Here is a 13,630-nt window from a genome sequence, read left to right on the forward strand (position 1 = left end):
AGTCGTTTGTCGAACGGACATCGAACCATCCTCGTTCGAGTAATCAGCATTGATGAAATAGCGGGGCGTGAAAATAGAAAGGAGGGAATAAGTTGAGAAGTGTGAGTGAAAATGCTTTCAACGGCAGAGAAGATCCGCGATCCGGTGACAAAGCCTGAAAGCGGTTTCTTGAGGGGCGACAGGAGGAAAAATGGAAGGGCCCGCAGCGGCGGGCCCTTCGGGGATGGCGGTTACTCGCCCTGCTCGCGCGCGATGGCGCGCCAGCCGATGTCCCGGCGGCAGAAGACGCCCTGCCACTGTACCTGATCGGCCAGCTGGTAGGCGCGGGCCTGGGCCTGGGCTACCGTCTCCCCCAGAGCGGTGGCGCACAGCACGCGCCCGCCGCTGGTGACGACGGTGTCGCCCTCGAAGCGGGTACCGGCATGGAACAGCTTCTCGCCCGGCACCTCTTCTTCTGGCAGGCCGCTGATGGGCAAGTCCTTGGCGTAATCGCCAGGATAGCCGCCGGCCGCCAGCACCACGCCGATGGCGGCGCGGGGATCATAGATGGCCTCCTTGCCTGCCAGCTCGCCGGCGCAGGCCGCGAGGCAGAGCGCCACCAGATCGGATTGCATCCGCAGCATGATGGGCTGGGTCTCGGGGTCGCCGAAGCGGCAGTTGAACTCGATCACCTTGGGGTTGCCTTCGGCATCGATCATCAGGCCGGCGTAGAGGAAGCCGGAATAGCGGTTGCCTTCCGCGGCCATGCCGCGCACCGTCGGCATGATCACCTGCTCCATGGCACGCTGGTGCACCAGGTCGGTCACCACGGGAGCGGGGGAGTAGGCCCCCATGCCACCTGTGTTGAGACCGGTATCGCCATCGCCGACCCGCTTGTGATCCTGGCTGGTGGCCATGGGCAGCACCTGCTCGCCGTCCACCATGACGATGAAGCTGGCCTCCTCGCCGGTGAGGAACTCCTCGATCACCACCCGGGCACCGGCATCGCCGAAGGCGTTGCCGGAGAGCATGTCACGCACCGCCTCTTCGGCCTCTTCGAGGGTCATGGCGACGATCACCCCTTTACCGGCCGCCAGGCCGTCGGCCTTGATGACGATGGGGGCACCCTGCTGGCGCAGGTAGGCCAGGGCCGGCTCCACCTCGGTGAAGTTCTGGTAGGCGGCGGTGGGGATGGCGTGGCGCGCCAGGAAGTCCTTGGTGAAGGCCTTGGAGCCTTCCAGCTGGGCGGCGGCGGCGGTGGGGCCGAAGATGGTCTGCCCCTCGGCGCGAAACGCATCCACCACCCCTTTCACCAGGGGGGCTTCCGGCCCGACTATGGTCAGCCCTATCTGCTGCTCCTTGGCGAAGGCCAGCAGGGCCGGGATGTCGGTGGCCTCGATGGCGACGTTCTCGACCCCCGGCTCGAGCCGGGTGCCCGCATTGCCGGGGGCCACGAACACCTGGCTCACCAGGGGGGACTGTTTGGCCTTCCAGGCCAGGGCGTGTTCACGACCGCCATTACCAATTACCAATACTTTCATGTCTGGGCTCTCGAATAGGGATCAGGGTCGGATCCGAGAGGGCTGCCTGGGCAGCCCTCTTCTGATGATCAGTGGCGGAAGTGGCGCATGCCGGTGAACACCATGCACATGCCGTGTTCGTCGGCGGCGTCGATCACCTCGCTGTCGCGCATGGAGCCACCGGGCTGGATGACGCAGGAGATGCCCGCGGCGGCGGCGGCATCGATACCGTCGCGGAACGGGAAGAAGGCGTCGGAGGCCATGACGGAACCCGCCACAGTCAGCCCCTCATCGGCCGCCTTGATGCCGGCTATCTTGGCCGAGTAGACGCGGCTCATCTGGCCGGCGCCCACGCCTATGGTCTGACCGTCCTTGGCGTAGACGATGGCGTTGGACTTGACGAACTTGGCCACCTTCCAGCAGAACAGCAGGTCTTTGAGCTCGGCTTCGGTCGGCTGGCGCTTGCTGACCACGGTCAGATCCCCCAGGGTGACCATGCCGTGATCCCGCTCCTGCACCAGCAGGCCGCCGTTGACGCGCTTGAGGTCAAACCCTTGCGCCGGCGCCGTCCACTGGCCGCACTCGAGCAGACGCACGTTCTGCTTGGCGGCCACGGCGTCGCGGGCGGCCTGGCTGATGCTGGGGGCGATGATCACCTCGACGAACTGGCGCTCGACGATGGCGGCGGCGGTGGCGCCATCCAGTTCGCGGTTGAAGGCGATGATGCCGCCAAAGGCCGAGGTGGGGTCGGTCTGGTAGGCGCGATCGTAGGCAGCCAGCAGGTCGTCACCGATGGCGACGCCGCAGGGATTGGCGTGCTTGACGATGACGCAGGCCGGTTCGCTGAATTCCTTCACGCACTCCAGCGCCGCGTCTGTGTCGGCGATGTTGTTGTAGGAGAGGGCCTTGCCCTGCAGTTGGATGGCGCTTGCCACCGAGCCCGGCGCAGCCTGCTCTTCGGCATAGAAGGCGGCGGCCTGGTGGCTGTTCTCGCCGTAGCGCATGTCCTGCTTCTTGATGAACTGGGCGTTGAAGGTGCGCGGGAAGCGGGACTCCTCGTCGCCCTCCTTGTTGTCGCCGTAGGAGGGCACCAGGGTGCCGAAGTAGTTGGCGATCATGCCGTCGTAGGCGGCGGTGTGCTCGAAGGCGGCAATGGCCAGATCGAATCGGGTGGCAAGGGTCAGGCTGTTGCCGTTGCCATCCATCTCGGCGATGACGCGCGCGTAATCGGCCGCCTTGACGACGATGGTGACGTCCTTGTGGTTCTTGGCGGCGGAGCGCACCATGGTCGGGCCGCCGATGTCGATGTTCTCGACGGCGTCAGCCAGGGTGCAACCGGGCTTGGCCACGGTAGCGGCGAAGGGATAGAGGTTGACGACGACCATGTCGATGGGGGAGATAGCGTGCTGGGCCATGATGGCGTCATCCTGGTCGCGACGGCCGAGGATGCCACCGTGAACCTTGGGATGCAGGGTCTTGACCCGGCCGTCCATCATCTCGGGGAATCCGGTGTAGTCGGAGACCTCGGTCACCGGCAGGCCGGCGTCGGCCAGCAGCTTGGCGGTGCCGCCCGTCGAGAGCAGAGCCACGCCGCGCTCGTTGAGTGCCTTGGCAAATTCCAGTATGCCGGTCTTGTCAGAAACACTCAGCAGTGCACGGCGAATGGGCCTGGCTTGTTCCATCACTCTATCGTCCTCAGGGTGCGGGGACTTCCATGCAGGCTGTGTAAGCACCATGACACAGAGAGTCCCCAAATAAATGGATGTGGGGGTATTTCGCAAACCACTCTGGGCCCGGCGGGGCAAGAGTGGTTTAGGAAATGCCCGCTTGGTGCGGCGCTCTCTTGTGGGCGCGTATTCTACACAAAAAATGTGAGCCGTGGTGGATTTTTTGTCGCGGCAACCCCTTGTGCCACAAGGGGCTAAACGTTTTTCCATGGCTTTTTGGTAAACGTTTTTATTTTTAGTGAGTTAGGGGTAAAAGCCGAGGCGGCCAGGGTGCTCCCATGTTGTTTCTGGCCCTTGGCTGGCAATTTGGCGGCAAAGGCGGGATAGTGACAAGGTTTGGCTTCAAATGGATTTTTTGAGGGCCTGGGTTCATGACATCGGTCGATGGGGGCCGGATTGAGGGGGGAGACATGTACCGGATTGGAGAGCTGGCCAAGGCATGCGGGGTCAAGGCCGACACCCTGAGGTTTTACGAAAAAAGCGGGCTGATCGCCCCCAGCATCCGCAACGAGTCCGGCTATCGGCTCTATGGCGAGCAGGACAGGCGGCGGCTGGAATTCATCATCCGCGCCAAGTCGGTGGGCTTCTCCCTGATGGACATAGGGGAGTTGCTCAACCTCGATACCAACAAGGCCAAGGTGACCTGCCAGGAGGTAAAGGCGGTGGCCGATGCCAAGCTGGTACAGGTGGAGCAGAAGATATTGGAGCTGACCCGTTTTCGGGAGAACCTGAAGGCGCTGTCCGACATCTGCTGCGGCGGCCCCCGCTCGGCCCAGCACTGCGCCATCCTCGAGACCCTGGAGTCCGGCGCCCCTTCCCGCCACGAGCATCATGATCATCGCCATGAATAGGGCCGAGGGGGTAGGGGCAGCCCCCTTGCCCCGGCGGCGATTCGGTGACAGAATCGCCGGGTTTTTGACCGGTTCGGGTTGCCGGGCGCGGCCTGCCGAGGCCGCCTCAACCCCTTGATGAAGAGAGTGACAGTGAGGAGCCATCATGGCCAGGAAGAAGAAGGATGACGTCATCATGGCGTCTGTGATGACAACCCGGGAGCCGGGTTATGCCCATCAAAGGGGCGAGATCAAGGATAACCACCTGCAGGCGCTGCTGACGGATCCGCTGTTTCGCAGCCGGGTCGAGCCGAGCAGGAAGGGCAAGGGGAGCTACCAGCGCAAGGCCAAGCACGGCAAGCGGTGGGAGCCCGGTCAGCAGCAGAGGGTAAGCGTCTGCTGCTGAGCGGGTTTCTGCCGGCCAAGTGGGCCAGATGACAAAGGGGCGCCATCGGCGCCCCTTTGTCATGGTGAAGGAGGAAGGCGCCAAGCCGCCTCACTCATCCATAAAGAGCTCGAGCAGCACGTTGAGGTAACGATGGCCCAGGGCCGTCAGTTGCCAGTGATCCCCGTGATCGTCGATCAGCTCCTTGCTGTGGGCGATGTCGAGCATGGTCTCGACCCGCTCCAGGGGCAGACCGGTATAGGCTTCGAACTCCCACTTGGGCACGGGCTCGAACAGGCGGAAGCGGTTCATGAAGTATTCCAGCGGCAGATCCGCCGCCTCCACCTGCCACTGGCTGTCGAGATAGTCCCGCGCCGGATCCAGATAGCCCTTGGGGTGTTTGACCTTGGCGCTGCGCAGCACCCGCTGTCCCGCCAGATCCGTCACCTTGCCATGGGCGCCGCAGCCTATCCCCAAGTAGTCGCCAAAGCGCCAGTAGTTGAGGTTGTGGTGGCACTGGTAACCCTCCCTGGCATAGGCCGATATCTCGTACTGGCGATAGCCCCGGGCGGTGAGCAGGGCATGGCCCCGCTCATAGATGTCCCACAGGATGTCGTCATCGGGCAGAGTGGGCGGCTTGGAGGCAAACGCCGTGTTCGGCTCTATGGTGAGCTGATACCAGGAGAGATGGGGCGGCGCGCAGTCGATGGCCTGCTGCAGATCATAGAGGGCATCGTCCAGGCTCTGATCCGGCAAGCCGTGCATCAGATCCAGGTTGAAGGTGGGAAGTTTGATGGCGTGGGCCAGGGCGGCGGCCTTGCGCGCCTCCTCGGGGCCGTGGATGCGACCGAGCCGGGTCAATTTGTCCTGCTGGAAGCTCTGCACCCCGATGGAGATGCGGTTGATGCCGGCCCGCTGGAAGCCGGCGAACTTGTCCGCCTCCACAGTGCCGGGGTTGGCTTCCATGGTGATCTCGCAGTTCGCCATCAGGGGAATGCGGGCTCGTACCCCGTCAAGCAGCGCCTGCATTGCCTCGACACTCAATAGACTCGGCGTCCCTCCGCCGATAAAGATGGAGGAGAGCGCCCGGCCCTGGGCCCACTTCAGATCCTTGCTCAGGTCCTCCAGCAGGGCGGCCACATATTCCATGTGCGGCAGCGCCCCCTTCTGGGCATGGGAGTTGAAGTCGCAATAGGGGCACTTCTGGACGCACCAGGGCACATGGATATAAAGGGAGAGGGGCGGCAGTTGCAGCATGGGATTTCCACTGTTCAAACATCAAAAGGGGTCGGGTTGCCCGGGTTGCCGATGACAACGGGCCGGGGCGCCGCGAACGAAACGGGGGCCGATGGCCCCCATTGTAGATGACAACGCGGCGAGAGACAGCGCTTTAGTTGACCGCCGCCAGGGCGGCTTTCAGCTTGGCCAGGGCCTGGCCGCGGTGGCTGAGCCGGTTCTTGAGCTCCGCCGGCATCTGGGCGGCGGTGCAATCCTCGTCGGGCACGAAGAAGACGGGGTCATAACCAAAGCCCTGTTCACCGCGGGGCGCATCCAGGATGAGCCCTTCCCAGCTCGCCTGACAGATGATGGGCGTGGGATCGTCGGCGTGGCGCATATAGACCAGCACGCACCAGAAGCGGGCGCTCTTGAGGTAGTCGGGGGCGCCGTTGAGCTCGGTCAGCAGCTTGTCGATGTTCTCCCTGTCGCTGGCCTTATCCCCGGCGAAGCGAGCGGAATAAACCCCGGGGCGACCATGGAGCAGATCCACTTCCAGACCGGAGTCGTCGGCCACGGCGGGCAGGCCGGTGAGGCGGGCGGCGTGGCGCGCCTTGATGATGGCGTTCTCGACGAAGGTGGTGCCCGTCTCGTCGGCATCGGGCACGGCAAACTCGCTCTGGGGGATCACCTGGATCTTCATATCGGCCAACATGGCGGCCAATTCCTTGACCTTCTTCTGGTTTCCTGTTGCCAGGACAAGCTTGTTCATCGTGCACCTCCGCAAAAATAACCTGCGCATTCTACGGGCAGGCCCGCGCCAATCAAAGGGGCAATTGTCGAGTTTGTGGCGCCCGGGAGCGGGCGCTGCGCCGACGTGCGCCATGCGGGCTCACAGGGTGAGGCAGTCTGGCTCGAGCAGGGTGAGCGCGCCGCCATAGACGGCCCCCGTGTCTATCCAGCAGAGGTTGCCGTGGCGCCACCAGCCAGCACGCAGCGGGGTGTGGCCCATCACCACCAGGTCGATATGGGCGATCCGCGTCTGGGGCTGGGCGGGGTCTTGCAGCAAACGCAGCAGGCGGCCGCGCTCCCACAGGAGAGTCTCCCTGTGCCTGGCCAGGAAAGCCGGGGTAAGTGCATCCCAATCGTCCGCCACCGGATCGGCATGCACCAGGCCGATGCGTCGACCCAGGGCCGTCTGCAGGGTGAGGGCCAGGGGCAAGCGGGCCAGCTGGGGCCGCCGCGCCCGGATCCTGGCCTGCTCCCGGGCTGGGAGGGCATCAAACCAGGCGCCCCCATTGCGGCGCCAGTGCGAGCGGGCCAGGGGATCGGCGCCGATCAGGGCGCTGTGCAGCATGGCTTCGTGATTGCCGAGCACCGTATGAAACCAGGGTTGATCGAGCAGGGCCAGGCAGCCCGGGCTATCGTCGCCCCGGTCGATGAGATCCCCCACCGAGCAGAGCCGGTCCCCGGCCGCCGGATCAAAGTCGAGGCGCGCCAGGGCCTGGTTGAGCTGGGCCAGGCAGCCGTGCAGATCTCCGACGATCAGGGTGCGGCCGGGGATGGCGATGAGAGGGGGCATGGGACCTCTGGGTGTCGGTTATCCAGGTGATGACAGGGTGTCGCGGGGGATGAATTTCTCATATGGAATAACATTAGTGAGTAAATACCATTTCTGTTCATTTCACTGAGCCAGTAGACTGCCGCCCCACTCCAGTAAGCTTAGGTCTCCCTAGGCCCGTATGAGGTAAGCCATGCCCCTGATCCTGTTACTCGTGCTCTTGGTGCTGTTCAGCCCATTGGCCATCGACATCTATCTGCCTGCCATCCCGCAGATGGCCGAGCAACTGGGGGCCGAGGTGACCCTGATGCAGGGCACCATCACCTGGTTCTTGTTCAGCATGGGGCTGGGTCAGCTGCTGGTGGGGCCGCTGGCCGATCGCTACGGGCGCAAGCCGATCGCCCTGTGCGGCGTGCTGCTCTATGGCCTGAGCGCCCTGGGGGCCGGCTTTGCCGCCAGCCTGGGGGAGCTGATGCTGGCCCGGGTGCTGCAAGGCTTCGGCGCGTGCGCCACCTCGGTGGCCGCCTTCTCCGTGGTGCGTGACAGCTATGGTCCCAAGAAGAGCGGCCAGATGATCTCCTATCTCAATGGTGCCATCTGCTTCATCCCGGCGCTGGCTCCCCTGCTCGGTGGCTGGTTGACTGCCCAGGCGGGCTGGTCCGCGAACTTCTGGTTCATGGCGGGTTATGCTGCCCTGGTCGGTTGCTGGCTGGTGTGGCGCATGCCGGAGACCCGTCCCGAGGAGACCCGCAGCGAGGGATCCCTGATCAGCTGGCAGCGTTACAGCCCCGTGCTGCGCTCCCCCAGCTTCCTGTTCAATGCCAGCCTCTGCATGCTGGCGATGGCGGTGATCCTGGCCTATGTCACGGCAGCGCCGGTGCAACTCATGGTCAAGCTCGGGTTGGACATGAACGGCTTCAGTCACTGGTTCACCGCCAATGCCGTCCTCAATATCGCCACCTGCTTCCTGGCGCCACGCTTCATCGCCAGGGTTGGCCCCAGGCGCACCCTGCGTCTCGGCTTGCTGGTGATCTGCCTGTCGGCCCTGATGCTGACCCTGGTGCAACATGTTCCCCATCCCCTGGCCATGATGGGCCCGGTATTCCTCTCCAGCATAGGGTTTGCCATGGTGCTGGGCGCCGCCGCCGGCATGGCACTGGCCCCCTTCGGTCACTGCGCCGGCACCGCCGCCGCCCTGCTGGGCCTGTTCCAGATGAGCGGGGCCGGAGCCCTGGTGGGGATCACCGGGGCCCTGACGCCGGACCCCCTCAACCAGCTGGCCCTGCACATGTGGTTGCTGCTGCCGCCTCTGCTGGTGCTGCTGACCCGCCGTGGCCGCAGCCTCTGCGTCAATGGCTGAGGTAAAGACGAGAAGACGGGGCCCAGGCCCCCGTCTTTCAGCTGGCCCTGCACATGTGGCTGCTGCTGCCGCCTCTGCTGGTGCTGCTGACCCGCCGTGGCCGCAGCCTCTGCGTCAATGGCTGAGGTAAAGACGAGAAGACGGGGGCCCAGGCCCCCGTCTTCGTTTGTGCCCCTGGCACCGCCCATCCGGTCAGAAGCTGTCTGAGACCGGGTCCCTGCGGGGCGTGATCTTCAGTGGCGACAAGAAGGAGAGGGTTGCCTGAACAGTGAGCAAATTGTGCGTGAAATCGTTTTTTGTTGGTTTTTTGTGTCAAGAAAATGCGTTTAAACGGGTTTATTTATCCAGTGGGTGAGAAAATATCATTGTGATACGCGTTTCTATTGCCCGGGGTTGGCGTTATATTTTGCGCGTCTCTTGACTCCCTTTTTCATCCCAGATCGAAGAGGGGGCAAGATGCCTGTGATGGCAACGATGCCATCTCTCCAATTTCTTGAGGGTATGCACATGAACAAAGTACTGGTAGCCGGTATCCTGGGTCTGATGTTGACCGCCTGTGGTCAGAAAGAAGAAGCGGCGACCCCTGCCGCTGACGTTGCTGCCAAAGTAGAACAAGCCGCCAGCGAAGCCAGCGCCACCGTTGAGCAGGCCGCTGACCAGGTTGCCGACAAGGCCGCCGAAGCCGGTGCAGCAACCAAGCAGGCTGCCGCCGATGCGGGCGCTGCCGTTGAACAGGCCGCCAGCGACGCCGCCGACAAGGTTGAAGCCGCCGTGAGCGATGCCAAGGCCAACTAAGCCGGCTCTGTCTTGAGAGACGGGCCCGGGGATATCCCCGGGCCCGTTTTCATTACGGCTCCGGTTCAGGAGGCGCGCCAGTCGGGATTGAGCAGGGCGGTCAGCACATGATCCTCCCAGCGGCCATTGATCATCAGGTAGTCGCGGGCATATCCCTCCCGCTCGAAGCCGAGCCGGGCCAGCAGGGCGGCGCTGCGCAGATTGGCCGGCATGTGGCTGGCCATGATGCGGTGCAGTCCCAGCTCGTCGAACAGATAGCCGATTCCCCCCTGCACCACCTCCTGCATCAGCCCCTGGCCCTGATGGGCCTCATCGATCGAGTAGCCCAGGTGGCAGGCCTGGAACATGCCATGGACTATGTTGGTGAAGTTGCAGGTGGCGATCACCCGCTCCCCGCTGCCATCGAGGGCCACCAGGTTGACCGCCTGGCCTGCGAAGAACTGGGCATAGCTCTCCCGCAGTCGGGTGAACCAGCAGGCCAGGGTGTAGAACTCGGGGTCGCGCCTGGGCTCCCAGGGGGCCAGGTGCTGGCGGTTGCGCAGGTAATAGTCGAGCATCAGATCCGCCCGCTCGGGGGGCAGCACGGTGAGCCGGGTGCGCGCCGTCGTCAGGTGAGGCAGGGCCATCAGGCGTCCCTCTGTTGCAGCCATTCGTCCCGCAGCAGGCCGTACAGGGCGTGATCCAGCACCCTGTCCCCCAGCCGCTCGGCCCGGCGCACTATTCCCTCCTGACGCATGCCGAGCCGCTCGCACAGGGCCCGGCTCGGTTCGTTGTCGAGGGCGGCACTGATCTCCACCTTCTCCATGGCCATTTCCTCGAAGGCGTGATGGATGAGGGCGCGGCAGGCGCGCGTGACGATGCCGTTGCCCTGCCAGCGCTCCGCCAGCCAGTAGCCCAGGGTCACCTTGCCCAGGCTGTGGTCGATCTGGTTGTAGCTGATGATGCCGACCAGGTCTCCCTGGTATTCGATGGCGGTGGTGAGGGACTCGCCCCGGGCGAAACCCTCGATGGCATGGCGGATGAAGGTGGCCGTGTCGTCGCGGCGCTGGATGAGGGGAGGCCAGGGCAGCCACTGGGCGAGGTAATCCCGGTTCTGCCGACACAGGGCGTACAGTTCGGTCGCCATGTCGGGCTGCAAGAAGATCAGCGCCAGTTCGTCATCCAGCTGCCAGGTGAACATAGGGTCTCTCCATCCATGCCATCAGGTTGTGTGGTGCCAATGTAGCCAATTGGCCCGTGGAGTGCCATGGGGTCGTCATCGTCTGCCGGTGTGCGAACCGCACAGGGGGGACCCCTGTGACAGATACGTCGAATATGGGGGGGCATTTGGCCCCGGACTCTCCGCCAGTGGCACAAGATGCTGAGCCGGGCGTCTTCATGGCCCCCTGGAAGGCTCATCAGCAGATCCTGCTACCCCTTTGTGCTGCCTTGTCAGTTTTGACAGGGCGCAATCGGCCGGGCGCTCGCTAGCTTAGAAGCGCCGGGAGTGGCCCGGCATATCATCGATTTTAAGGAAAGCTGAGATGAACAGAGTCTATTTGGCCGTCGCGCTGGCCTGCTGGGGCGGTATTGCCCTGGCGGCCGAGCAGGTAACCATCACCCAGATCGCGGGCATGCAAGGGGCGCCGAGTGGCGCGGCCGGAGTGAGCGCACTGGCAGGGGAGGGGGAGTATCGCCAGGTGCGGGCCGTCACCCTGCCCAATGGTCAACAGCGGGTCCGCTATGAGCAGACCTGGCACGGGATCCCGGTCTGGGGTCAGGTGCTGGTGGCCGAGCAGTCCCTCGGCGGTCAGGTCAGCAAGCTGTCTGGTCAGATGCTGCGCCAGATCGAGGGCGATCTGAGCAGCCCGAAAGCCAGCCTCTCCCCCGCCGACGCGGCGGCCAAGGCCCGCGCCGGGGCCAAGGGCAGCAACGAGCGGGTCAAGCTGTTCGTGGTGCAGGATGAGGCGGGCCAGGCCCGGCTGGTCTACCTGGTCTCCTGGCTGGCGGCGAGCGAGACGCCGAGTCGTCCCTTCGTGATGGTGGATGCCAACAGCGGCGTCGAGCTCAAGCGCTGGGAGGGGATCAACCATCAGAACGCCGGTGGTCCCGGGGGCAACACCAAGACAGGGAAGTACTTTTACGGTGCCGACTTCGGCCCCCTGGTGGTCGATGCCAACTGCCGCATGAGCAGCACCAATGTCGATACCATCAACATGAACCATGGCACCTCGGGGGGCTCCATCCACCAGTTCACCTGCCCGGAGAACACGGTCAAGGAGATCAACGGCGCCTACTCCCCCCTCAACGATGCCCACTACTTCGGCAACGTGGTGTTCGACATGTACCGCAACTGGTACAACACGGCGCCGCTGAGCTTCAAGCTCAAGATGCGGGTCCACTACAGCCGCAATTACGAGAACGCCTTCTGGGACGGCAGCCAGATGACCTTCGGCGACGGCGCCACCACCTTCTATCCCCTGGTGAGCCTGGACGTGGCCGCCCACGAGGTGAGCCACGGCTTCACCGAGCAGAACTCGGGGCTGGTCTACTCTGGCCAGTCCGGCGGCATCAACGAGGCCTTCTCGGACATGGCCGGGGAGGCGGCGGAAAACTACATGAAGGGCAGCAATGACTGGCTGGTGGGGGCCCAGATCTTCAAGGGAAACGGCTCTTTGCGCTACTTCGAGGATCCGACCCGGGATGGCAAGTCCATCGGCCATGCCAGCGATTATCGCAGCGGCATGGATGTGCACCACAGCTCAGGGGTCTACAACCGCGCCTTCTACCTGCTGGCCAACACAGGCGGCTGGCATACCCGCAAGGCGTTCGAGGTGTTCGTGCTGGCCAACCGCCTCTACTGGGGCCCCAACACCAGCTTCGATCAGGGAGCGTGCGGGGTGACCAAGGCCGCCACGGATCTCGGTTACAGCGTGAGCGACGTGGCGGCCGCCTTCAGCGCGGTCGGGGTCAATGCCAGCTGTGGTGGCACCACGCCCCAGCCGGGCAGCGTGCTGCAAAACGGGGTACCGGTGAACAATCTCACCGCCGCCAAGGGGGGCAAGCTGAACTTCACCGTCGAGGTGCCCGCCGGCAGAAGCCAGCTGGTGGTGACCAGCAGCGGTGGCAGCGGGGATGCGGATCTCTACGTGAAGTTCGGCGCGGCGCCCACAGCGACCAGCTATGACTGCCGTCCCTACAAGAGCGGCAATGGCGAGACCTGTACCCTCAATGCCCCCAAGGCGGGGACCTGGCATGTGCAGCTGAGCGGTTACAGCGCCTTCTCAGGCGTGACCCTCAAGGCCAGTTACTGAGCCTGAACGGGATAACGGGATAAAGAAGAGCGCCGGACTTGTCCGGCGCTTTTTTATGTGAGATCCCCCGCCCAGCGCCGGGCCAGGGTGCGGGCGGCCTCGAGTACCCGCTCCTTCTCCGGGTTGGGGCGCTTGCCGCCGCGCCAGGCCATCATGACGTCCCAGTGATCCGGCGGCAGATCCGTCACATCCAGCTGTACCAGGCGGCCGAACTCCAGATCCCGGGCGATGGCCAGGGCGGGCATCAGGGTGATGAAGCCGTGCTCCAGGGCCAGCTCCCGGGCGGCGCTGGCGGGCTGGATGGCATGGAGGGGCCGGGTCACCTGGCGCAGCAGCCTCAGCTGGATCAGCAGCTCGTCACAGCCAGTGCCCCATTGCTGGGGGGCGAGGCGCTCGTTGGCGATGTCTTGCAGGGTCAGTCCCTGGCGGCCGGCCAGAGGGTGGGTGGCACAGGCCACCGCTATGATGGGGGAGCGGTAGAGCAGCTCGAGCTGGATGCCGGCGATGGCGGGACACTTGAGGATGAAGCCGACATCCGTCTCCCCGGTCAGCAGCTCCTGCATGATGATGCCCGAGTGATCCGTGCTGCAGCGGATCTCGAAGCTCTCGTCCACCAGGGCCAGCAACAGGGGGCCGAACACCACTGTGGTGAGGGAGGGGAGGCAGGAGAGACGGATGCGTGGCAGCAGGGGGGTTCCCTGCAGGGCGAGCTGGCCGGCCGCCAGGGTGGCGAGGGCGGTATTGACCGCCGGCAGAAACTGTTCGCAGGCCGCGGTGGGGGTGGCGCCACGGCGGTGGCGGCGAAACAGCGGCTGGCCGAGAGCCTGCTCCAGCACGGCGATACGCTGGCTCACCATGGGTTGCGACCAGCCCCTCACAGCGGCCGCCTTGCTGAAGCTGCCCCGGTTGACCACATCCAGCAGCAGTTGCAGATCATCGAGCGTCATAGCCATAAAATTTTCCAA

At 64.4% G+C, this 13,630-nt stretch carries 13 protein-coding genes; 5 read left to right on the plus strand and 8 right to left on the minus strand.

The window, feature by feature from the left end; translation table 11 throughout:
- Positions 1 to 230 precede the first annotated feature (230 nt).
- A complete protein-coding gene (purD, locus tag BN1119_RS06265) occupies positions 231 to 1,520 on the minus strand; it encodes a phosphoribosylamine--glycine ligase (RefSeq protein ID WP_041995382.1) in 1,290 nt (429 codons plus the stop codon).
- Between the two features lie 68 nt (positions 1,521 to 1,588).
- Positions 1,589 to 3,181, minus strand: coding sequence for a bifunctional phosphoribosylaminoimidazolecarboxamide formyltransferase/IMP cyclohydrolase (gene purH / locus BN1119_RS06270; RefSeq protein ID WP_041995384.1), 1,593 nt, complete (start codon positions 3,179 to 3,181; stop codon positions 1,589 to 1,591).
- Positions 3,182 to 3,636: 455 nt separating this feature from the next.
- Between purH and zntR the strand changes: the two genes are divergently transcribed.
- Positions 3,637 to 4,077: a Zn(2+)-responsive transcriptional regulator gene (zntR, locus tag BN1119_RS06275; RefSeq protein ID WP_041995386.1), complete on the plus strand. Its 441-nt coding sequence runs from the start codon at positions 3,637 to 3,639 to the stop codon at positions 4,075 to 4,077.
- Between the two features lie 145 nt (positions 4,078 to 4,222).
- Positions 4,223 to 4,462, plus strand: coding sequence for an alternative ribosome-rescue factor A (locus BN1119_RS06280; protein ID WP_041995388.1), 240 nt, complete (start codon positions 4,223 to 4,225; stop codon positions 4,460 to 4,462).
- A gap of 90 nt (positions 4,463 to 4,552) precedes the next feature.
- Here BN1119_RS06280 and hemW read toward each other — a convergent pair whose 3' ends face one another.
- The 3 genes from hemW to BN1119_RS06295 all read right to left on the minus strand — a co-directional run bounded on the left by hemW (position 4,553) and on the right by BN1119_RS06295 (position 7,238).
- Positions 4,553 to 5,698, minus strand: a complete 1,146-nt coding sequence (gene hemW / locus BN1119_RS06285) for a radical SAM family heme chaperone HemW (RefSeq protein WP_041995389.1) — start codon at positions 5,696 to 5,698, stop codon at positions 4,553 to 4,555.
- A gap of 133 nt (positions 5,699 to 5,831) precedes the next feature.
- Positions 5,832 to 6,428: an RdgB/HAM1 family non-canonical purine NTP pyrophosphatase gene (gene rdgB, locus BN1119_RS06290; RefSeq protein ID WP_041995391.1), complete on the minus strand. Its 597-nt coding sequence runs from the start codon at positions 6,426 to 6,428 to the stop codon at positions 5,832 to 5,834.
- Between the two features lie 120 nt (positions 6,429 to 6,548).
- Positions 6,549 to 7,238 carry a metallophosphoesterase gene (locus BN1119_RS06295; protein WP_041995393.1) on the minus strand — a complete coding sequence of 230 codons (690 nt, stop codon included), beginning with the start codon at positions 7,236 to 7,238 and terminating at the stop codon, positions 6,549 to 6,551.
- Positions 7,239 to 7,410: 172 nt separating this feature from the next.
- Between BN1119_RS06295 and BN1119_RS06300 the strand changes: the two genes are divergently transcribed.
- Together BN1119_RS06300 and BN1119_RS06305 are read left to right on the plus strand one after the other, a co-directional pair.
- Positions 7,411 to 8,577 (plus strand): multidrug effflux MFS transporter, encoded by a 1,167-nt coding sequence (locus BN1119_RS06300; RefSeq protein WP_041995395.1) that lies wholly within the window; start codon positions 7,411 to 7,413, stop codon positions 8,575 to 8,577.
- A gap of 507 nt (positions 8,578 to 9,084) precedes the next feature.
- On the plus strand, positions 9,085 to 9,372 hold the full coding sequence (locus BN1119_RS06305) for a hypothetical protein (RefSeq protein WP_041995436.1): 288 nt from the start codon (positions 9,085 to 9,087) through the stop codon (positions 9,370 to 9,372).
- 65 nt (positions 9,373 to 9,437) lie between these two features.
- On the opposite strand, the gene BN1119_RS06310 is transcribed toward BN1119_RS06305, so the two are convergent.
- On the minus strand, positions 9,438 to 9,998 hold the full coding sequence (locus BN1119_RS06310) for a GNAT family N-acetyltransferase (RefSeq protein WP_041995397.1): 561 nt from the start codon (positions 9,996 to 9,998) through the stop codon (positions 9,438 to 9,440).
- Positions 9,998 to 10,552, minus strand: coding sequence for a GNAT family N-acetyltransferase (locus tag BN1119_RS06315; RefSeq protein WP_041995399.1), 555 nt, complete (start codon positions 10,550 to 10,552; stop codon positions 9,998 to 10,000). Before BN1119_RS06315 ends, BN1119_RS06310 begins: the two co-directional genes overlap by 1 nt.
- Positions 10,553 to 10,895: 343 nt before the next feature.
- Here BN1119_RS06315 and BN1119_RS06320 point away from each other — a divergent pair, with 343 nt between their 5' ends.
- A complete protein-coding gene (locus tag BN1119_RS06320; RefSeq protein ID WP_041995401.1) occupies positions 10,896 to 12,665 on the plus strand; it encodes a M4 family metallopeptidase in 1,770 nt (589 codons plus the stop codon).
- Positions 12,666 to 12,718: 53 nt separating this feature from the next.
- Here BN1119_RS06320 and BN1119_RS06325 read toward each other — a convergent pair whose 3' ends face one another.
- Entirely contained in the window at positions 12,719 to 13,618 is a 900-nt protein-coding gene (locus tag BN1119_RS06325) for a LysR family transcriptional regulator (RefSeq protein WP_041995403.1), read from the minus strand.
- Positions 13,619 to 13,630: the final 12 nt, after the last annotated feature.

Origin of the sequence: Aeromonas bivalvium, from assembly GCF_000819765.1 — a bacterium.
In the GTDB taxonomy this organism is placed as follows: Bacteria; Pseudomonadota; Gammaproteobacteria; order Enterobacterales; family Aeromonadaceae; genus Aeromonas; species Aeromonas bivalvium.

Coding starts and splice junctions, on each gene's coding strand:
- purH (WP_041995384.1), bottom strand. CDS start 3,181: ATGGAACAAGCCAGGCCCATTCGCCGTGCACTGCTGAGTGTTTCTGAC.
- BN1119_RS06325 (WP_041995403.1), bottom strand. CDS start 13,618: ATGGCTATGACGCTCGATGATCTGCAACTGCTGCTGGATGTGGTCAAC.
- zntR (WP_041995386.1), top strand. CDS start 3,637: ATGTACCGGATTGGAGAGCTGGCCAAGGCATGCGGGGTCAAGGCCGAC.
- BN1119_RS06295 (WP_041995393.1), bottom strand. CDS start 7,238: ATGCCCCCTCTCATCGCCATCCCCGGCCGCACCCTGATCGTCGGAGAT.
- rdgB (WP_041995391.1), bottom strand. CDS start 6,428: ATGAACAAGCTTGTCCTGGCAACAGGAAACCAGAAGAAGGTCAAGGAA.
- BN1119_RS06280 (WP_041995388.1), top strand. CDS start 4,223: ATGGCCAGGAAGAAGAAGGATGACGTCATCATGGCGTCTGTGATGACA.
- BN1119_RS06320 (WP_041995401.1), top strand. CDS start 10,896: ATGAACAGAGTCTATTTGGCCGTCGCGCTGGCCTGCTGGGGCGGTATT.
- purD (WP_041995382.1), bottom strand. CDS start 1,520: ATGAAAGTATTGGTAATTGGTAATGGCGGTCGTGAACACGCCCTGGCC.
- hemW (WP_041995389.1), bottom strand. CDS start 5,698: ATGCTGCAACTGCCGCCCCTCTCCCTTTATATCCATGTGCCCTGGTGC.
- BN1119_RS06315 (WP_041995399.1), bottom strand. CDS start 10,552: ATGTTCACCTGGCAGCTGGATGACGAACTGGCGCTGATCTTCTTGCAG.
- BN1119_RS06310 (WP_041995397.1), bottom strand. CDS start 9,998: ATGGCCCTGCCTCACCTGACGACGGCGCGCACCCGGCTCACCGTGCTG.
- BN1119_RS06305 (WP_041995436.1), top strand. CDS start 9,085: ATGAACAAAGTACTGGTAGCCGGTATCCTGGGTCTGATGTTGACCGCC.
- BN1119_RS06300 (WP_041995395.1), top strand. CDS start 7,411: ATGCCCCTGATCCTGTTACTCGTGCTCTTGGTGCTGTTCAGCCCATTG.